Origin of the sequence: Streptomyces sp. NPDC057702 (assembly GCF_042799315.1) — a bacterium.
Taxonomy (GTDB): Bacteria; Actinomycetota; Actinomycetes; order Streptomycetales; family Streptomycetaceae; genus Streptomyces.
On the sequence record NZ_JBHVJC010000020.1, the window covers coordinates 109,972 to 129,378 of the forward strand.

The following is a 19,407-nucleotide window of genomic DNA, read 5'->3' on the forward strand; positions in this document are numbered from 1 at the left end:
GTGGCCGGCGGGGGGGGGGGGGGGGGGGTGGGGGAGCCCCCCGACGCCACGGCCGGGGGGGCCTAACTCCCCCGGGCGGGGGCCGCCCACCCCCCCCCTTCACCGCCCCCGGCCCCCCGCCGGGGGGGGGGGGCCCGGCCGCAGGTCAGCCTTCCAGGTGGGCCACGATCCGCGGACCGAGGTCCGTGACGTCGCCCGCGCCCATGGTGAGAACCAGATCACCGGGTCCGGCCATTCCCGCGATCAGCTCGGGGATCGCCTCCCGGTCACCCGCGGCCCGCACCCGGGCGCCCCGGGCGGTGGCCGCGTCGATGACCAGCGCGCTGGTCACGCCCTCGACCGGGTCCTCCCGGGCCGGGTAGATGTCCAGCACCAGGGCCGCGTCGGCCAGTGCGAGCGCCTGACCCATCTCGGCGCCCAGCTCCTGGGTGCGGCTGAACAGGTGCGGCTGGAAGACCACCAGCACCCGGCCGTCCCCGGCGCCGCCACGGATCGCCTCCAGGTCGGCGGCGATCTCGGTGGGGTGGTGCGCGTAGGAGTCGATGACCTGCACGCCGCCGGCGGTGCCACGGAGCTGGAGGCGGCGGTTGACACCGGTGTAGGAGGCCAGCGCGGTGGCCAGCTCGCGCGGGGGCAGACCCATGGCGGTGCCCGCGGCCAGGGCCGCGACCGCGTTGTGCGCGTAGTGCCGGCCGGGCACCGAGACGGTGAAGGTCAGCCGCTCGCCGTCGGCCAGGACCACGGTGACCTCGCTGGTCAGGCCGTGCGGGGTGACGTCCACGACGCGCAGGTCGGCGTCCTCGGCCTCGCCGTAGGTGACGACAGTCAGGCCCGCGCGACCCCGCACCCGGCTGGTCAGCTCGCGGGCGCCGGGCTGGTCGGCCGCGATGACGAGCGTGCCGCCGGGGCGGATACGGCCCACGAAGGTCTCGAAGGACTCGTAGATCTCGTCCATCGAGGCGTAGTTGGCGTGGTGGTCCAGCTCCACGTTGAGGATGACGGCGACCTCGGGCGCGTACTTGTGGAAGCTGCGGTCGCTCTCGTCCGCCTCGGCGACGAAGATCTCGCCGGCGCCGTGCCGCGCGTTGGAGCCGGGCGCGTCCAGGTCGCCGCCGATGGCGTACGAGGGGTCGACGCCGAGGGTGGTCAGGGAGACCGCGAGCATCGAGGTGGTGGTGGTCTTGCCGTGGGTGCCGGCCACGGCGATGGCGCGGCGGTCGGTCATCAGCGCGGCGAGCGCGTCGGAGCGGTGCACCACCGGGATGCCGCGCTCGGCCGCCGCCCGCAGCTCCGGGTTGTCCGGCCGGATGGCGCTGGAGACCACGACCCCGGTGGCGTCCGTCGCCAGGTGCTCGGCGGCGTGCCCGATGTGCACGGCGGCGCCGAGCGCGCGCAGCGAGCGCGCCGTGTCGGACTCGCGCGCGTCGCTGCCGGCGACCTTCGCGCCGCGCATGGCCAGGATGCGGGCGATGCCGGACATGCCGGCGCCGCCGATCCCGATGAAGTGCGGACGCGTCAGCGCGTCCCCCGCCGCCGACGCACCGGTGGTGTCCGGGGCGCCGGCCCCACTCGGCGCCGCGGCCGGGGCCACGGGGGCCGCCGCTTCGCGCCGCGCTGCGTTCTCGGAGCCGAGGCCCGCCGGTGCCATCGCGGTTCTCCCTGGTGGTAGCCGTGGGCGGCCCGGTGGGGCCGCCGATCTGGTCCGGGGCCGCCGCTGCCGCCGGCCCCCGGCCAAGATTCTCGCACTCCTCACCGACACCCCCGGCCCCGGCCGCGCGCACCCGCCCCGCGCCCGCGCCCCGCGCCCGCGCGCCGCGCGCCCCGCGTCGGGACGGGGCGCGCGCGGGCCCGTGGCGGACGGGCCCCGGCCCTAGCGGGTCTCGGGGGGCTCGTCCGCCGCGTGCGAGAAGAGCTTGAGGACGGGGACGCCGACCTTGTGGCGGGCGCGGGAGGCCCAGTCGCGGTGGAAGAACTCCTCGACGAAGTGCGGCGCGGTCAGCACGATCACCTCGTCGGCCCCGGTCTCCTCCACCACCGAGCGCAACAGGTCCAGCGGGTGGCGTTCCACGATCTGGCCCACGGCCTCGCTGCCGGTGGCCCGCAGCGCGTCCAGCGAGTGGGCCAGGGCGCGCTCGGCGGGCTGGCCGTCGGCCTGCCCCTCGGACGTCTCGGCCTCCCGGACGGCCCGTTCCAGTTCCCCCAGTGCCACGTCGTCGATCGCGCGCAGCAGCCGGTCCTGGTCGCCGCGCGGCTGCATCAGGACGACGAAGGAGACCTCGTCGTCGTGCAGCGAGGCAACGAAGTCCACGTCCGCTGGTGTCAGGGGCTGCTCGATCATCAAAACGCTCGTGAACACGACGGACGCCCTTCTTCTCCCTGGACCCACAAGGCCCCACAGAAACCATCCTGCGCGTGCCCGCCCGGGGCCGCGTGACACCAGTCTGCCCAGCAGAAGTTAACCGGAACGGTAAATTCCGCTGATTGTCAGAACCGACGGTAGCGGGTGAACAGGAAGCCGTCCTCCTCCAGGAGCGAGGCCATGGAGAATCGTTCCGGCACCGCGAGCGGCGGCCCGTTGACGATGCGCTCCGCCGCGCCCGAGGCCACCACCGGCGCCACCGACAGACACAGCTCGTCCAGCGCCCCGGCCCCCACCAGCTGCCCCAGCAGGCTGGGCCCACCCTCGGTGAGCAGCCGGGTCATCCCGCGCTCGGCCAGGGCCTCCTTGACCAGCCCCGCGTCGACCAGGGCGCCCCGGCCCGCGCGCACCACCACGACCCCGGCGGCCTCGGCCGCCGCCACCCGCCCGGCGGGCGCCTCGGCCCCGGTCAGCACGAGGGTGGGGGTGTGGGGCGCGGTGAACAGCGGCAGCGAGAAGTCCAGGTCAAGGCTGGCGCTGACGACGGCGACGGCGGGCGCCGGCGGCTGGCCGAGGGCCGCCCGCCGGGCCGCGAACGCCTCCCGCGCCTTCGCCGGCCGGTACCCCTCCTGCCGTACCGTCCGCGCGCCCACCACGATCACGTCGGCCAGCCCGCGCAGCACCCCGAAGACGCGCATGTCGGCGTCGGAGGACAGCGGCTGCGAGCGGCCCTCGTGGTGGGCCGCCCCGTCCAGCGAGGTGACCATGTTCGCCCGCAGCCAGGCCCTGGACGCGGTGCCGGGGCCCGCCCCCAAGCGGCCCGGAGCGGCGTCGCCGGCGCCGGCCTCACCCGGATAGGCGTACGCGTCGGCCAGCTCGTCCAGCGACCAGGTGCGCGCGTCGAGGTCCGTCAGATCGGATGGCGGGGGGAACAGGCGTCGCATGGCCGCAGTGTGACATGGGTCCCTCGCCCGGCAGGACCCCGGCGGGCAGCGACTAGGCTGGACGGCTGTGTCCTCCACCGCCGACTCGGCCGCCAGCTCTCAGCCCGCCTCCCGAATAGGGAGCGCGGCGACGCACCAGGGCCCGCTCGCGCTGACCTCCCGCGCCCCGCGTGTCCCCGCCGACCAGCTCGTCGCCGAGATGGTGCCGCCGCCGCGCTTCGGTGTCGTGAGCTTCGACAACTACCTGCCCGACCCGAACCAGCCGAGCCAGGCCGAGGCCGTGCGCGTGCTGCGCGACTTCGCCCGGGGCCTGGGCGAGGGGGCCGGCGCGTCGGCCGACGGGCGCCGGCGCTGGTTCCGCCGGTCGACCAAGTCCGCGACGGCCGGCGGCCCGCGCGGGGTGTACCTGGACGGCGGGTACGGCGTCGGCAAGACCCACCTGCTGGCCTCCCTGTGGCACGCGACGCCGGCGCCGGCCGAGCGGAAGGCGTTCGGCACCTTCGTGGAGCTGACCAACCTGGTCGGCGCGCTCGGCTTCCAGGAGACCGTGCGTACGCTGAGCGGACACCGGCTGCTGTGTATCGACGAGTTCGAGCTGGACGACCCGGGCGACACGGTGCTGGTCTCCAGCCTGCTGTCCCGGCTAGTCGAGGCGGGTGTGGCGCTGGCCGCCACCTCGAACACGCTGCCCGGCAAGCTGGGCGAGGGCCGGTTCGCGGCGGCCGACTTCCTCCGCGAGATCCAGGGCCTCTCGGCGCACTTCCGTCCGCTGCGCATCGACGGCGAGGACTACCGCCACCGTGGCCTGCCCACCGCGCCGGCGCCCCACTCCGACGCGACCGTCACCGCCGTCGCCCAGCGCACCCCCGGTGCCACCCTGGACGACTTCGGCGCGCTGCTCGGCCATCTGTCCACGGTCCACCCGAGCCGGTACGGCGCGATGACCGACGGCCTGCACGCCGTGTGCCTGACCGGCGTGACCCCCGTGCCCGACCAGTCGACGGCGCTGCGCCTGGTCGTGCTGGCCGACCGGCTCTACGACCGGGAGGTCCCGGTCCTGGCCTCCGGCGTACCGTTCGACCAGCTCTTCAGCGAGGAGATGCTGCAGGGCGGCTACCGGAAGAAGTACTTCCGGGCGATATCCCGGCTGACGGCCCTGGCCCGGGACGCGAAGGGCCTCATCGAGGCGTGAGCCCGGCGCGGGTGCCCGGCGCCGGGCCGAGCGGACGCGCCTGGATCGGTGGATGGTCGGCGCGCCGGGCGGAGGGTGTGGGCGGGTGACGGATCTGGCGCCAGGTCGCGGCGGCAGTGCGCGCGGCTGGTTCCCGTTCGGTCAGGTGCGTGGTACACACGGGCGAATTACGTCACCTGTCCGCCACCAGGGAGTCACCGTATGTCCACGACACGACGTCAGGTGCTGGCCCGTAGCGGGGCGCTGGGGGCCGGCCTCGCCTTCACCGGGGCCCTCTCCGAGCTCTTCGCCGGCACAGCCGCCGCCGCGCCCACGGCCGACGGGCCCGGCGGCTACGGCCCGCTGGTCCCCGACCCGGACGGGCTGCTCGACCTGCCCGAGGGCTTCCGCTACCGCGTGCTCTCCCGCGAGGGTGACCCGCTGCGCTCGGGCGAGGGCCCGGTGCCCAGCCACCACGACGGCATGGCGGCCTTCCCCGGCTCCCCCGGCCACCCCGGACCCGCCGCCTTCGGCCGCGCGCACACCCGGCTCGTGCGCAACCACGAGAACCGGCCCGACGCGCCCCTGCGCGTCCCCGCCGTCCCGGGCCTGACCTACGACCCGGCGGGCCTGGGCGGCTGTACGACCCTCGCGCTCGACCAGGAGAACCGGGTGCTCTCCGAGCGGGTGGCCATCGCCGGCACGGCCGTCAACTGCGCGGGCGGCCCGACCCCCTGGCACACCTGGCTGACCTGCGAGGAGACCGAGGACCAGGCCGGGACCAACGGCTACACCAAGGACCACGGCTTCGTCTTCGAGGTCGACCCGTACAACCCGTCGCGCACCGGCGCCGTACCGCTCACGGCGCTGGGCCGCTTCCAGCACGAGGCGATCGCCGTGGACCCGCGCCGGGGCGTCGTCTACGAGACCGAGGACGCCTTCGAGCACCCCTTCGGCCTCTTCTACCGCTTCCTGCCGCACCGGCCGCGCGGCGGGCGCGGTGCGCTGCGCGCGGGCGGCGTGCTGGAGGCCATGCGGGTGCCGGACGTACCGGACCTGTCGGCGATCCGGGAGCCGGGCACCGCCTTCGACCGCGTCACCTGGGTGCCGGTGCCCGACCCGCTGGCCCGCCGGACCCCCGTGCGTTTCCAGGACTTCGGCAAGGGCGGCGTCACCCACGCGCAGAAGCTCGAAGGCTGCTACTGGGGCGGCTCGTGCGTGTACTTCGTCTCCAGCTACGCCCGGGGCGCGGAGGGCTCGGCCGCCGACCACTTCGGCCAGGTGTGGCGGTACGACCCGGAGCGCGCGCGGCTGACCCTGGTGGTCGTCTTCGGCCCCGACACGGACGTACGGCTGCCCGGCGAGTCCCCCGACAACATCGCCCTCACCCCCGGTGGCGGCCTGATGGTGTGTGAGGACGGCGACGGCGCCCAGCACGTCTTCGGCCTGACCCGGCGCGGCGAGGTCTACCCGGTGGCGCGCGGCCGGCAGAACCTGGGCACGCCACGGGAGCCGTCCTGGGGCGAGTTCGCGGGGGTCACCTTCGCTCCCGACCGGCGCACGATGTACGTCAACTGCTACACACCGGGCACCACGTTCGCCGTGACCGGGCCCTGGCGCTAGCCTCGCGCGCGCTCAGCTCCGACGGGAGCTGAGCGCGCAGGCCACGGCGCACGCGGCGGCGCAGACCAGCGCGGCGGCGACGCACGGCAGGACCGGCATCGGCACCGCGCCGGTGTGCGAGCCGGCGACCAGGTCGTGGACGGCGGCGTACGCCGGCGAGGGCGCCTGGACCAGGGCCGCCAGCGCGGCCAGCGACGTGGCCAGCAGCGCCCAGCCGGGGCGGCGCAGCAGCGGCCAGGCGCACAGCGCGCCGACCGCCGTCCCCAGCAGGGCGCAGGCGACGGTGGCCAGCAGCCCGCCGGCGGTGGCCTCGGCCACCGGAACCGACACCCGGCGATCGGAGCTGTGCGGCCCGCTGATCCGCGCGACGGCCACGGTGGCCAGCACGCCGAGCGTGGTCGAGCACAGCAGCGCGGTGAGCAGGCAGGCCAGATGGGCGCGGGCCGGGCTGGTCGCCGCCGAGGCGATGTGCCGGGCGGACGGCGGGTCGCCGGTGACACACACCCGCACCAGCCACGCGGCCACCGGCAGCAGGCCGGCCGCCGTGTAGCCGAGCGAGTCGAGGATCGGCTGCCCCGACTGGACGCCGATGACCAGGAAGACGCCGTACAGCAGCAGCGGCGGCAGCAGGCGGTGGGAGCGGATCAGCAGCTCCGTCTGGTAGCGCAGCAGGGCACTCACGGGCGGTCGTCGGCCTCCGAGGCGTACGGCGCGCCCTCGGGCGCGGCCGTGGGCGGGTGCGGCGCGGGCGCGGGGGTCACGGCCCGGATGTGCCAGGGCGGGCGGGCCGCGAGCAGGGCGCGCAGCAGCGCGTCGGAGTACGCGGCGGGCACCGTCAGCGCGGTCGCGCCGTCGGGGGCCTCGGACGCGGCGGGGGCACCGGGCAGCCCCGCCGGGGGTGCGGCGCCCGGCGGGCCCTCGGCCACGACGCGCACGCGCGGACCGCCGGCCGCCCGGTCGGGCGGGGCGGCGGGGTCCGGCGGCGCCTGTCCGGCCGGGACCAGCGTGCTGCCGCGCAGGTGGTAGGCCGCGTCCACCGCGCCGGCGAGGCGTCGCGGGTCGTGGTCGACGAAGACCACCGCGCCGCCGTCGGCGACCCGGTCCGCCACCGCCCGGTCGAGTGCGGCGCGGGCCCGCTGGTCCAGCCCCGTCCACGCCTCGTCCAGCACCAGCAGCTCGGGGTCGGCCAGCAGCGCCTGGGCGACGGCGACCTTCTGGGCGCTGCCCTTGGACAGGTCGCTCAGCGGTGTGCGGGCGTGCTCGGCCGCGTCCAGGTACTCCAACCACCGCGTCGCCTCCCGCGCGGCACGCCGCCGGTCCAGTCCGTGCGCCCGGCCCAGGTGGGTGAGGTATCCGGCGGCCGTGAAGGGCAGCTCGGCGGGGAAGCGCTCGGGCACGTAGGCGGTACGGGGCCGGCCGCGTACCCGGCCGGCGGTGGGCCGGTCGATGCCCGCGAGGAGCCGCAGCAGGGTGGACTTGCCGGTGCCGTTCGTCCCCACGATCCGCAGCAGCGCCCCGGCCGGCACGGCGAGGTCGACGCCGCGCAGCACCCACGGGCCGCGCAGCCCGTAGCGGCGCCCAACACCCTCCAACATCACGGGCGTTCCGGAGGTGGGCGGCGGCACTCTCATGCGGCCCGACCCTAGCCGACCCGTCTGTGTCACGGTCCGGGCCGCCGTGCCCGGCCCGCGAGGACCTCCGGTCGGGCCCGGGGCGTTCTGGGTGGGGCTGGCAGACTGGGGCGGGTGACCAGCTCCGACTCCGGCGCCCGCGAGGGCTCGCCGGCCGCCGCCCCCGACCACGCCCCCACCGCCGACCGCTCCGCGCCCGCCCCGGGCCCCGACACCGACCGCTCCCCCGACGCCGCCCACCGGCCGGCCACGCCCGAGGCCGGCGCCGCCGACCCGGCTCGGGCCGCGCGACCGGTCGCCGTCGAGTTCGTGCTGCCGCTGGTGGTGCGGGTGGAGAAGGCGGACCCGCCGGAGCGCACCGACGCGTTGGAGACCGCCGCGCGCGCCGTGCTCACGCTGCTCGGCGACGAGCGGGCGAACGCCGAGGACGGGCCGTGGACGCGACTGGTCCGCGACTGGGAGGACGCCCGCATCCGCAAGGTGGTGCGGCGGGCGCGGGGCGCCGAGTGGCGACGGGCGGCCGAGCTGCCCGGGATCACGGTGACCGGCGCGCGGGCCGAGGTGCGGGTCTTCCCGCCGGTGCCGCTGGACGGCTGGCCCCGGGACCTGGCCAAGCTCCAGGTCTCGGGCACCGAGCTGGCCGATCCGCGGGAGCCCGCCGCCGCACCGGCGGGCCAGCCCGTGCTGTGGCTCAACCCCGACCTGGAGATGTCGGCCGGCAAGGCGATGGCCCAGGCCGGCCACGGGGCGCAGCTCGCCTGGTGGGAGCTGACCGGCCAGGAGCGGGCGGCCTGGCGCCGGTCGGGGTTCGCGCTCGCGGTGCGGACGGCGCCACGGGAGCGCTGGGCGGACCTGACCGGCAACGGGCTGCCGGTGGTGCGCGATGCGGGATTCACGGAGATCGCTCCCGGTTCGTGCACGATCGTCGCAGACCACCCGGCCCTTCGGAAACGCCCCAGGGAACTGTGATACTTAGGCACGAGAACATTTGTACTGGTGCCCAGGGGGGCGAAGTTGAGCACGTCCCGGAAGAAGTCACGTAGAGCGCGCACGTCGCGGGAGGCGTCGAAGCCGTCGAGGAAGGTCCTTTACACCGCGATCGCGGTCGTCGCGGCGTGTGCCGTGACCGCGACGGCGATCGGCCTTTCCGGGGGTGACTCCGACGACGGGAAGAAGGAGTCCGCCACCGCCACCGGCGCCCGGCCCACGCTTCCGGGGCCGCTCGGTTCGGGCGGCGGGGGAGGAAAGGACAAGGACGGCAAGCCGAAGCCGACGGAGGAGCCCTGGGACGGGAAGGTCAAGGTGCTCGGCGACGGTTCCACCTCCTACACCGGGCCGCAGCCGCACCAGCCCAAGCCGGACAAGCTCAAGCCGGGGCAGCGGCCCCCGCAGTTCGTGGTGTTCTCCTGGGACGGCGCGCTCCAGGGGGACGACCGGCTGTTCTCGCACTTCCGGCAGGTCGCGCGGGACAGCAACGCGAAGATGACGTTCTTCCTGAGCGGGATGTACCTGCTGCCGAAATCCAAGCGCGACCTGTACCGACCGCCGCAGCACAAGCCGGGCAACGCGGCGATATCCTTCGCGACCGACCCGCACATCCGCGACACGCTGGGTCAGCTCAGCGGCGCGTGGCGGGACGGGCACGAGATCGGCAGCCACTTCAACGGGCACTTCTGCGGCGCCAAGGGCGGCGACGACTGGAGCACCGACGAGTGGAAGAGCGAGATCAAGCAGCAGTACTCGTTCGTACAGAACTGGAAGACCAACACGGGATTCACCGACATCGACCCGTTGCCCTTCGACTACACGAAGGAGCTGGTGGGCGGTCGGGCCCCGTGCCTGGAGGGACAGAAGACGCTGATACCGGCGGCCAAGTCGTTCGGTTGGCGCTACGACGCGAGCTCGCCGGGCGACTTCCAGATCTGGCCGACGAAGATCGACGGCGTGTGGAACTTCCCGTTGCAGCTCCTGCCCTACCCCCAGAGCGAGAAGCAGGTCCTCTCGATGGACTTCAACTTCCTCTACAACCAGTCCGGGGACAGCACCGAGGGTGATCCGAAGAAGTACGACGAGTGGCTCGCGCTGACCACGGGCGGCTACATGAACGGCTTCGAGCGCGTCTACAACGGAAGCCGCGCGCCGCTGTTCATCGGCAACCACTTCGAGGACTGGAACGGCGGCATCTACATGCAGGCCATCGAGAACGTGATGCGGGAGGCGTGTGTGCGAAAGGAGGTGCGCTGCGTGTCCTTCAAGCAGCTCGCCGACTGGCTCGACGCCCAGGACCCGAAGGTGCTCGCCAAGCTCCGTGGACTGGACCCGGCGCAGTCGCCGGACTGGAAGTCCTTCCTGAAGTAGCGCGGCCGACGGGCCCCGGGTGAGCGTGCGGGCGGCCCCGCGTCCCGCGACCGCGCGGGGAGCGGGGCCGCCCGTCGCGCGTCCGGGTCAGGGCGCGGCCCGCAGGTAGTCGCGCCAGATGGTGAGCGGATAGCCGGTCCCCTTGGCTCCCGTGGGGTCGCCGCCCACGCCGTCCAGCGGCAGCAGCTCGTGCGTCTTGGGGTCGAGCCGGCTGACCGCGACGGCGGTGGCCAGTACGTCCCGGTAGCCGACGAACCACGCGGAGGTGCGGTCCTGCGCCGTGCCGGCCTTCCCGGCCGCGTTGTTGCCGACCCCGCCCGCCGCGCTCGCCGCGCCGGTGCGCAGCGAGTCCTTGAGCGCCCCGTCCACCGCCTCGGCCACGTCCGCGCGCAGCGCCCGCCTGCCACTGGGCACGTCCAGCGACACGGCGTCCCCGTTGCGGGTCAGGTGCGTCACCGAGTACGGCTCGGTGTGTACGCCCTGGGCGGCGAAGGTGCCGTACGCGCTGGCCATGCGGATGGCGCTGGGCTTGGCCGTGCCGAGCGAGAGCCCGGGCACCTGCTCGCCGAAACTGCTGGGCAGCAGGCCGGTGGCGGTGGCGGTGCGGCGGACGCGGTCCAGGCCCACGTCCATGCCGAGCTGCATGATCGGGGTGTTCACCGAGTTCACCACCGCCTGGTGCAGGCTGATGTCGCCCCAGGACTTGCCGCCGTCGTTGCGGGCGCGCACGATCTTGCCGCCGCGATCCCAGTACGGGCCCTCCGGCGTCTGGAGGGCGACCTTGTCGTCGCCGTCGTACACGGCGGCCGGGGTGATCGGCTTCCTGCTCTTGCCGCGTTCCTTGAGCACGCCTTCCTGGAGTCCCGCCGCGTAGACGAAGGGCGAGAAGGAGGTGCCGGCCGGCACGTTGGAGGCGTTGGCGTCGTTGAAGCCCTGTTTGACGTAGTCGGGGCCGCCGTACAGGGCCACGATGCGCCCGTCGGCCTCCACCGAGGCGGCGCCGATGTGGAGTTGCCGGTCGGCCTCCCGGTCCTTGGGGCGCAGCCCGTCGCGCACCTTCTCCACCGAGGTGGTCAGCGCCCGTACCTTCGGCTTCTCGAACGTGGTGCGTATCTGGTACCCGCCAAGGTCGAAGTCGGCGGGCTCGATGTCGGTGTGAGCGGCGACATAGGCGCGCGCGGTCTCCACCAGATATCCCGTCTGGCCGTCGAGGCCCACCGGCTTGGGGGGCTGGCGCGGCTCCGGGAACTGGGTGATCTTCTCGCGCTCGGCGCGGGAGAGCTTGCCGATCTCCACCATACGGTCGAGCACCCATTCCCAGCGCTCCACCGCCCGGCGGCGGTTGGCCTCGCTCACGTGCGGGTCGTACATTCCGGCGCCCTTGAGCAACGTCGCCAGGAAGGCGCCCTCGCTCACGGTCAGCTCGGACACGTCCTTGCGGTAATACGCGTAGGAGGCCCGCTGAATTCCGTAGGTGCCGCGTCCGAACCAACTGGTGTTGAGATATCCCTCCAGGATTTCGTCCTTGCTCATCTTCTTGTCCAGCTTGATGGCGATGAACATCTCGGTGACTTTGCGCGAGAGGTCCTGGCGCTGGTTCAGATAGGCGTTCTTGACGTACTGCTGGGTGATGGTGGAACCACCCTGCGTATCGCCCCCGGTGACCATGCGGGTCACGGCCCGGAACATGCCGGAGGGGGAGACCCCGCTGTCGGAGTAGAACGAGGCGTTCTCGGCCGCGAGCACGGCCCAGCGCACGGACTCGGGCACCCGTTTGAGGGCCGTGGCCTGCCGACTGACCTGCCCGGTGCGGCCCATCTCGGTGCCGTCCGCCCAGTAGTAGACGTTGTCCTGCTGGGTGGCGAAGTCGTTGAGGTCGTCGGGTATCTCGGTCTGCGAGTACGCGTAGCCGACCACGCAGCTCAGCGTGGCGAAGACGAAGAGGAACAGCCCGAGCGACAGCCGCCAGGAGGGCACCCAGCGGCGCACCCCGCGCCGGCCCGCGCGCGGGTAGTCGACGCGCGGGCGGCGTAGCGGCAGGCCGCGCCGGGGTCGGGCCTTGCGTCGGCGTCCCCGACCGCTCGCGGCGCGTCCGGCCGGCGTGGCCGCGCCGGCGGTGGCGCCCGCCCCGGTGGCGTCGGGCGCCGAGTCCGGCACGGCGGGGGCCGTCGGGGGGCGGGGCGGGAGGCGGGAGCCCTCGGGACGGGCCGCGCCGGGGGTGACGACGCCCAGGGCCATGGTGTGGTCGTCGTCGGCCCCGGTGGACTGGCGGGGCCTGGTGGGCTGGTGGGGCCCGGTGGACGGGTCGGGCACGGCGGGCGTCGGGCCCGGCTGGTGGGCTCCGCCCGCGCCGGCCGGCTCCCCGGACCGTCGCGCCCTGGGCGCGGCGAACAGCTTCCCGATACGCACGTCTCTCCTACGTCCCGAAGGCGACGCGGCGAACACGGCGCGCACTCGCACCGATCCGCACCGCCCACAACCGTCCGACTCTATGGCGCCTTGTGAACAGCTTTCGCAAGAGAACCGCACAAGTTCGTAGCAGTGCCGACATTAGCGGACCCACACGAGCGCAATCTACGCATCCAGGTGCGCGTGCCTATCATCACTCAAACCGCCCCCGGTCGCGGGAAAACCGAATCCACGGCCTGTCCACGGGGTTCGCGCACCCTCGGAGACCGCGCCCGTGTACGCCGGCGCACCACCGTGCCGCCGCCCGGTCAACGGCCCCCGCACCGCGTGAAGATCAGCGGTGGCGCAACCTCAAAAGAAGCTCTGAACCGAACGCGGACGGGGTTCGTCCCCCACACGGGGGGCCAAGACTCTCCCCACGCGGATGGACGCGGATTCCTTCGCACGGATTCCTTCAGGGGGGCGACCATGGAACGGCTGGGGATCGGAATCGGGTGGCGGCCTGAGATCGCCGACGACATCGCACGACTACCGGACATCGACTGGGTGGAAGTGGTGGCGGAGAACATCTGCCCCGGCCACCTGCCCGAGGCCCTGCGCGCGCTGCGCGAGCGCGGCACGACCGTCGTGCCGCACGGGGTCTCGCTCGGACTGGGCGACGCCGCGCGGCCCGACGAGGGGCGGTTGGCCGCCCTGGCCGCGCGCGCCGAGACCCTCGGCGCGCCCCTGGTCAGCGAGCACATCGCGTTCGTACGCGGCGGGGGGCCGCTGACCGCGTCACCGCCGATCGAGGCCGGGCACCTGCTGCCGGTGCCGCGCACCCGGGAGGCGCTGGCGGTGCTGTGCGAGAACGTGCGCATCGCGCAGGAGGCGCTGCCGGTGCCGCTGGCCCTGGAGAACATCGCCGCGCTGATCTCCTGGCCGGGCGAGGAGCTGACCGAGGGCCAGTTCCTGACCGAGCTCGTGGAGCGCACCGGGGTCCACCTGCTCATCGACGTGGCCAACCTCCACACCAACCACGTCAACCGGGGCGAGGACCCGGCCGCGACGCTGGACTCGCTGCCGACCTGGGCCATCGCGTACGTGCACGTGGCCGGTGGCGTCGAGCGCGACGGCGTCTGGCACGACAGCCACGCCCACCCGGTCAGTCAGCCGGTGCTGGACGTCCTGGCCGAGTTGCGCGCGCGCACGGCGCCGGCGGGCGTGCTGCTGGAGCGCGACGACGCGTTCCCCGAGGCCGACGAGCTGGCGGGCGAACTCGACGCGATCCGGGCCGTGCTGGCCGCCGGTTCCGGGCCGGCGTCGACCGGGCCCAAGGTGGCGCCCGGCCGCCCGGCGGCCACCGCCACGGCGGTGGCCCCGCCCCCCTCCCGGGCCCTCGCCCCGGCGCGCGGCGCGAGGGTTCCCCCGCCCCGCTCCCCCGTCACCCTCACCGTGGAACGGCCGGCGGCACACCGGGCGGTGGCCTCGGCACCCGGCGCGGGGGCGGCGACCCGCCCGGACGCCACGGCTGCGGCGGGCGCGGCGCCCCGGGCCGGCGGGCGCGGGAGGGGCGAGCCGGAGCGGCAGCGCCTCGCGCTGGCGCAGACCGCCCTGTTGTCCGCACTGGTGGCGGGCACCCCGGCCCCGGAGGGCTTCGACCGGCGCCGGCTGCGCGTGCAGAGCCGGGCGCTGGTCGCCAAGCGCGCCGAGGTGGTGGCCAAGGTCGCGCCCGAGCTGCCGGAGATCCTCGGCAGCGCGTACCGGCCCGCGTTCCTGGCGTACGCCCGGCACCGTCCGCTCGGCGGCGGCTACCGGCGGGACGCGCTCGCCTTCGCCGAACGTCTGCTGGCCGTGGACGAGTTCGCGGACCCCGTGGTGCGCCGACGCCTGACGGCCTGGTGGCGGGAGCGTTCGGGGCCCGCGCCGCTGTCGTCCCGCCCGGCGGCACGGCTGCTGCGGGCCGTCCGACTGGGCTGGGGGCGCGCGTGATCGCCATCGTGCTCGCCGTGGTGCTGTACGCGGTGGTCGGCACCGCCCTGGTGTCCCTGGCCGTCGGCACCGCGCGGTACCGACGGTCGCTGCCCCGGGCGAGCGCCACGCCACGGGTCGACACCATGTGGGAGGCCGCGTTCCTGGCGGGCGGGCCGGGCCGGGTCGCGGACCTGGCGCTGTACGCCCTGCACCAGGACGGCCGGGTCAGGATCGGCGGCCCGGGGGTGATCACCGTCTTGCGGACCCGCAAGCGGCATCCGGTGGAGGCCGAGGTCCTGGCGGCGCTCGCCCGCTCGCCGCACGGTGGCCTGAGCTGGCTGCGCGGCGAGGTGATGCGCAGCCCCACCGTCCAGGCGATCGGTGACCATCTCGCGCAGCGCGGTCTGATGGCCGTTCCCGGTCCGGGTCGGTACTGGCGGCGCCGGGCCCGCCGGCTGGCGCTCGCCTGCGTCGCGGGCGTCGTCCTGGTGGTGCTGGCCGCCGTCCTCGGCGTCGATGGCTCCGTAGCGTCGCTGTTCGTCGCGGGGTTGCCGCCGTTGGCCGTCGGCGGTGTCGGCGCCCTGGTGTGCCGGAGGAGGCTGATCAAGGGGCGGGTCACCCCGGCCGGGCGCGCGGCGCTCGCCTCGTACGGCCGCACCCGGAACGCGCGGCCCCCGCGCAAGGGACTGACCGCCCTGAGCACCGTCGCGTTCCTGGGGCCACAGGAGATCAAGGGAAACCTGCACACCCTGTTGCGGGAGGCCGCGCGCACCGCGCCCGGACGCGCGCCACTGGTGGTCGGCGCCGCGACCGGTGCCGCCGCGGTCTCCCCGCTGGCCGCGGAGGTCACCTGGTGCGGCACGGTGCCGGGCCAGTCGGCGCGGGCCGGCGCGGCCAGGGGGCTGAGCACGGACGGGGGTCGCGGTGGCGGCGGTGGGTGCGGGACGGCCTCGTGTGGCGCGGGCTCGTCCGACGGCGGAGGCGGCTGCGGCGGAGGCGGCAGCAGTTGTGGCGGCGGTGGCGGAGGCGGGGGTGGCTGCGGCGGAGGCGGGGGTTGTGGTGGCGGCGGAGGCGGGTGTGGCGGAGGGGGCGGCGGCTAGGCACGGGGGCGCCAGCTGGGAGCCTCGCAGGTCCCGGGCCCGGCACCGCGTGCCGCCAGGTCCGGCCGCCCGCTGTGACGGCCACGATCGGTCACCGGTCGGACACCACTGGTCCGCATCGTGAACACAGCATGGCGGAGCCGGAATAGGGCGCGTAAGAATCGGCCATGCTGTGGGTCCTGTTTCTCGTGATCGCCTGGGGCGCGGCGTTCGTCACCTGCGCCCGGCTGTGTCAGGCGGCCTTCGCCGCCGCCCAAGATCCCGACGTCGCCTCGACCGTGGGGCGTGACCGTGCGCTGACGTTGTACGAGGCGGCGTTCCTCTCGGGCGGCCCGTACCGGGTGAGCGATCTCGCCCTGGTCGCCATGCACCGCGAGCGTCGGCTGCTGCTCGCCCACACCGGCTGGGTCACGGTGGTGGACCCGGTGGGTCGGGACGAGATGGAGCGCTCGCTGATCCTGGCCATCGGCGCGGCCGGGCAGGCACCCGTCCCGCCGGTGCGCGCGGCGGTGGCCGCCGCCGACGCGGTGCGGGCGCTCGCCGACCGGCTGGTCGCCGCCGGCCTGGCGATGCCCGACGCGGCCCGTGTCGGGATCGCGTCGGCCGTCTCGCACGTGCGCGGCGCCTGCGCGCTGGTCCTGGTGACGGCGGGAGCCGCGCTGGTGATGGTGCCGCCGGAGACCGGCACCGGGCCGGTCGCGGCGTGGTTCGCGCTCCCCCTGGTGCTGACCCTCGGCTGCCTGGCCATAGCCCGCGTCGAGGTCCACCCGTACACCCGCTGGGCCTCGCCGGCCGGTCAGGAGCGGCTCGGGCAGATCCTCGTGCCGCCGCGCGAGGATCGGCTGCCCGGCGCGCGCCGACCGGCCGAGGGGCCCGCGCCCCGGCCAGCCGGGCGTGACGACGCGGGCCACGACGACCGGGACGGCCACCCCGGGGAGGACCCGCCCACGGCACGCGACGCCGGCGGCGACGGGGCGGCCCCGGCCGGGGCGGACGGCCAGGCCACGCGGGACGCGGTGGCCGGCGGCCCGGGCCGGCTCGACCCGGACGAGCGGGCCGCCCGCGCCGCGCTCACCGTGCTGGCCATCCACGGGGCCGCCGGCCTGTCGGACCCCGCGCTGCGCGCCGCGCTGCGCGGCGGGCGACGCCGCTCCCCCACGTAGGCCCGCGCGGGGGGGGCGGGCGGCGGGCCGCGGCCCCGCAGTCGCCCAGCACCCGACTCCCGGCCCCGGCCCCGGGCGGTTGGCCCGGGGCCGGTCGGTCAGGCCAGGCCGGCGACCAGGTCCGCCAGCGGGCGACGGCGCCCGGTGAAGAACGGCACCTCCTCGCGGACGTGCAACCGCGCCTCGGAAGCGCGCAGATGGCGCATCAGGTCCACGATCCGGTACAGCTCGTCCGCCTCGAAGGCCAGCAGCCACTCGTAGTCGCCCAGCGAGAACGCCGGCACCGTGTTGGCCCGCACGTCGGGGAAGCCGCGCGCCATCTTGCCGTGGTCGGCGAGCATCCGGCGACGGTCCTCGTCCGGCAGCAGGTACCAGTCGTAGGAGCGCACGAACGGGTAGACGCTCACCCACTGCCGGGGCTCCTCGTCGGCGAGGAAGGCGGGGATGTGCGACTTGTTGAACTCGGCGGGGCGGTGCAGCGCCATGTTCGACCAGACCGGCTCCAGCGCGCGGCCGAGCCGCGTGCGACGGAACCGGTTGTACGCGTCCTGGAGGGCCTCGGCCGTCTCCGCGTGCCACCAGATCATCAGGTCCGCGTCCGCGCGCAACCCCGACACGTCGTACGTGCCGCGCACCGTGACGTCGTCGGCGGCGAGTTGGGCGTACAGCTCCTCCACCTCCTCCGCGTAACCGTCACGGTCCTCGGGCAGCACGTCGCGCAGCTTGAACACCGACCACAGCGTGTAGCGGATGACCTCGTTCAGGTCCTTGGCCCGCTTGCCCGCGTTCGGCGTCTTGTCTGGAGCAGCAGTCATCGTTCCTCTTCTCAACTCTTCACTTACGCCCGGCTGGGTCCGGCGGCGGGGCCGGTGCCCACGGCGCGTCGGGGGTCGGGAGTCCTCACACGGCGTCGTTCGTACGTCGTCGCGCGCGCCGGAGCTCTCACCCGGGCGGCCCGGGGAGCGCGGTCGCCAGCAGTTCGTCGGCCGCGGTGTGCGCGCTGGCCACGCACGCCGGGATGCCCACGCCGTCGTAGACCGCGCCGCACACCCGCAGCCCCGGCAGCTTGGCGACCTGCTCGCGCACCCGGGCGACCCGGTCGAGGTGGCCGACGGGGTACTGCGGCAGACCGCCCGCCCAGCGCTCGACACGGGAGGCCACCGGGCGGGCGGTCAGCCCGACCGTGGTGCGCAGGTCGGTCAGCGACCGCTCGACCAGGTCCGCGTCCTCACGCTCCAGGTCCGCCTCGGCGCCGTGCCGGCCCACCGAGGTGCGCAGGACGAACAGGTCGGGGTCCCCGGCGTCGACCCAGCCCCACTTGTTGCTGGAGAACGTGGACGCCTTGATGGTCAGCCCGTCCACGGAGGGCACCAGGAACCCCCGGCCGGGCGGCAGCGCGGCCACCTCGGCGCGCCGGAAGGCCATGGTCACCAGGGCCATCGAGGCGTACTCGACCCCGGCCAGATCGGTGGCGGCGGCCGGCGCCTCGGCGGCCAGCAGCCGGGCCGCGGCGGGCGCGGGCAGGGCCAGGACCACGGCGTCGGCGCTCAGCGCCGCCCCGCCCTCGGTGACCACGCGCCAACCCGCCCCGGCGCGCGTGAGGGCGCGCACGGGGGCGTGGGTGCGTACGTCACCGCCACGGGCGCGCACCACCTCGGCGACGGCCAGCGGAAGCCGCCCCACACCACCCTCGATGCCCAGGAAGACGGGGCCGCCCGCGGCCGGGCCGGCCGCCGCCCGCCGCAGCAGGCCGCGCACGCTCTCGGTCAGCGGCCCCGGGGTGCGGGCCGCCTCGTGGAGCTGCGGCACGGCGGCGCGCAGCGAGATCCGGTAGGCGTCGCCCGCGTACACGCCGCCGAGCAGCGGTTCCACCAGCCGGTCGACGACCTCGCGGCCGAGCCGGGCCGCGACGTACTCGCCGATGCCGACGTCCTCGCCCGCTTCGAGCGGCGGCGGCGTGGCGCCCTCGCGCACCCGGGCCAGCCCCGCGTCGGTCAGGACGCCGGAGGCGGCGAGCGGGGCCAGGTCGCCCGGCACGCCCATCAGGTGGCCGGCGGGCATGGGGCGCAGCGCGCCGCGCGTGTACAGGCCGGCGGCCGCGGCCGCGGGCGGGCACAGCTGGTCGGCGAGCCCCACGGCGCGGGCCAGGTCCACCGCCTCGGGGCGGCGGGCCAGCATCGACTCGGCGCCCAGGTCCACGGGCACGCCCGCGATCCGCCCCGCGTACAGCTTGCCGCCCAGGCGCCCGCTGGCCTCCAGGACGGTCACCCGCGCGCCGCCGTCGACGAGCCGGTGCGCGGCGGCCAGGCCGGAGATCCCGCCGCCGATGACGACCACCCGAGGTGCGGGAACGTGGGTTTCGCTCATGCCCCCACTCTCTCACCGCGCCCCGGCCCCGCCGCCGCGCCCCCACCCTGGGCCGGGCGGGTGGTCGACGGGTGGGCGGGCCCCATTGACACTGCGTGCCAGGGTGCGGAGACTCAGCCCCGGGGCGAGCGGCACGGACAGGTGTCCTCACCGACCGAACGGACGATCGGTCGGTCGGTGGAGCGGGGTGCTGCGCCACGGAGCCGGCCGGGCGATGCCGCCAGCCGGCCGTGGCAGCCGGCCGAAACGCCCCACCGCTCGACCCGGACCGCCGCCCCTTCGGGCCGCCCGGAATCCCGCACAGTCTTCGGCACGACCGTCATCTATCG

At 75.4% G+C, this 19,407-nt stretch carries 14 protein-coding genes and 1 pseudogene; 7 read left to right on the forward strand and 8 right to left on the reverse strand.

Annotation, left to right across the window (positions count from 1 at the left end):
- Window positions 1-145: 145 nt before the first annotated feature.
- The 3 genes from murC to ACFVFR_RS17360 all read right to left on the reverse strand — a co-directional run bounded on the left by murC (window position 146) and on the right by ACFVFR_RS17360 (window position 3,303).
- Window positions 146-1,648: a UDP-N-acetylmuramate--L-alanine ligase gene (murC, locus tag ACFVFR_RS17350; RefSeq protein WP_383702339.1), complete on the reverse strand. Its 1,503-nt coding sequence runs from the start codon at window positions 1,646-1,648 to the stop codon at window positions 146-148.
- Between the two features lie 222 nt (window positions 1,649-1,870).
- Window positions 1,871-2,338 carry an indole-3-glycerol phosphate synthase gene (locus ACFVFR_RS17355; protein ID WP_383702414.1) on the reverse strand — a complete coding sequence of 156 codons (468 nt, stop codon included), beginning with the start codon at window positions 2,336-2,338 and terminating at the stop codon, window positions 1,871-1,873.
- Between the two features lie 146 nt (window positions 2,339-2,484).
- Window positions 2,485-3,303, reverse strand: a complete 819-nt coding sequence (locus ACFVFR_RS17360; RefSeq protein ID WP_383702341.1) for a pyrimidine reductase family protein — start codon at window positions 3,301-3,303, stop codon at window positions 2,485-2,487.
- A gap of 115 nt (window positions 3,304-3,418) precedes the next feature.
- Here ACFVFR_RS17360 and zapE point away from each other — a divergent pair, with 115 nt between their 5' ends.
- On the forward strand, window positions 3,419-4,495 hold the full coding sequence (zapE, locus tag ACFVFR_RS17365; protein ID WP_383702416.1) for a cell division protein ZapE: 1,077 nt from the start codon (window positions 3,419-3,421) through the stop codon (window positions 4,493-4,495).
- A 201-nt stretch (window positions 4,496-4,696) separates the two neighbouring features.
- Window positions 4,697-6,097 carry an alkaline phosphatase PhoX gene (locus ACFVFR_RS17370; RefSeq protein WP_383702343.1) on the forward strand — a complete coding sequence of 467 codons (1,401 nt, stop codon included), beginning with the start codon at window positions 4,697-4,699 and terminating at the stop codon, window positions 6,095-6,097.
- A 12-nt stretch (window positions 6,098-6,109) separates the two neighbouring features.
- Here ACFVFR_RS17370 and ACFVFR_RS17375 read toward each other — a convergent pair whose 3' ends face one another.
- The gene (locus ACFVFR_RS17375) at window positions 6,110-6,778 is read right to left on the reverse strand and encodes an ABC transporter (protein ID WP_383702345.1); all 669 of its coding nucleotides are present in this window, start codon (window positions 6,776-6,778) and stop codon (window positions 6,110-6,112) included.
- On the reverse strand, window positions 6,775-7,728 hold the full coding sequence (locus ACFVFR_RS17380; RefSeq protein WP_383702347.1) for an ATP-binding cassette domain-containing protein: 954 nt from the start codon (window positions 7,726-7,728) through the stop codon (window positions 6,775-6,777). The genes ACFVFR_RS17375 and ACFVFR_RS17380 overlap by 4 nt, the downstream gene beginning before the upstream one ends.
- A gap of 114 nt (window positions 7,729-7,842) precedes the next feature.
- Between ACFVFR_RS17380 and ACFVFR_RS17385 the strand changes: the two genes are divergently transcribed.
- Window positions 7,843-8,697, forward strand: coding sequence for an aminoacyl-tRNA hydrolase (locus ACFVFR_RS17385; protein WP_383702349.1), 855 nt, complete (start codon window positions 7,843-7,845; stop codon window positions 8,695-8,697).
- Window positions 8,698-8,742: 45 nt separating this feature from the next.
- Window positions 8,743-10,086, forward strand: coding sequence for a hypothetical protein (locus ACFVFR_RS17390; RefSeq protein WP_383702351.1), 1,344 nt, complete (start codon window positions 8,743-8,745; stop codon window positions 10,084-10,086).
- Window positions 10,087-10,173: 87 nt separating this feature from the next.
- On the opposite strand, the gene ACFVFR_RS17395 is transcribed toward ACFVFR_RS17390, so the two are convergent.
- Complete coding sequence (locus tag ACFVFR_RS17395) at window positions 10,174-12,324, reverse strand: transglycosylase domain-containing protein (protein ID WP_383702418.1); 2,151 nt, start codon at window positions 12,322-12,324, stop codon at window positions 10,174-10,176.
- 639 nt (window positions 12,325-12,963) lie between these two features.
- On the opposite strand from ACFVFR_RS17395, the gene ACFVFR_RS17400 reads away from it, so the two are divergent.
- The 3 genes and pseudogenes from ACFVFR_RS17400 to ACFVFR_RS17410 form a co-directional block, all read left to right on the forward strand.
- A complete protein-coding gene (locus ACFVFR_RS17400; protein ID WP_383702353.1) occupies window positions 12,964-14,466 on the forward strand; it encodes a DUF692 family multinuclear iron-containing protein in 1,503 nt (500 codons plus the stop codon).
- The gene (locus tag ACFVFR_RS17405; protein WP_383702355.1) at window positions 14,463-15,548 is read left to right on the forward strand and encodes a TIGR04222 domain-containing membrane protein; all 1,086 of its coding nucleotides are present in this window, start codon (window positions 14,463-14,465) and stop codon (window positions 15,546-15,548) included. Before ACFVFR_RS17400 ends, ACFVFR_RS17405 begins: the two co-directional genes overlap by 4 nt.
- A gap of 167 nt (window positions 15,549-15,715) precedes the next feature.
- Window positions 15,716-16,366, forward strand: a pseudogene (locus ACFVFR_RS17410) (TIGR04222 domain-containing membrane protein); the annotation flags it as partial.
- Between the two features lie 443 nt (window positions 16,367-16,809).
- On the opposite strand, the gene hemQ reads toward ACFVFR_RS17410, so the two are convergent.
- The gene (gene hemQ, locus ACFVFR_RS17415; RefSeq protein WP_383702357.1) at window positions 16,810-17,526 is read right to left on the reverse strand and encodes a hydrogen peroxide-dependent heme synthase; all 717 of its coding nucleotides are present in this window, start codon (window positions 17,524-17,526) and stop codon (window positions 16,810-16,812) included.
- 127 nt (window positions 17,527-17,653) lie between these two features.
- On the reverse strand, window positions 17,654-19,078 hold the full coding sequence (gene hemG / locus ACFVFR_RS17420; protein ID WP_383702359.1) for a protoporphyrinogen oxidase: 1,425 nt from the start codon (window positions 19,076-19,078) through the stop codon (window positions 17,654-17,656).
- Window positions 19,079-19,407 lie beyond the last annotated feature (329 nt).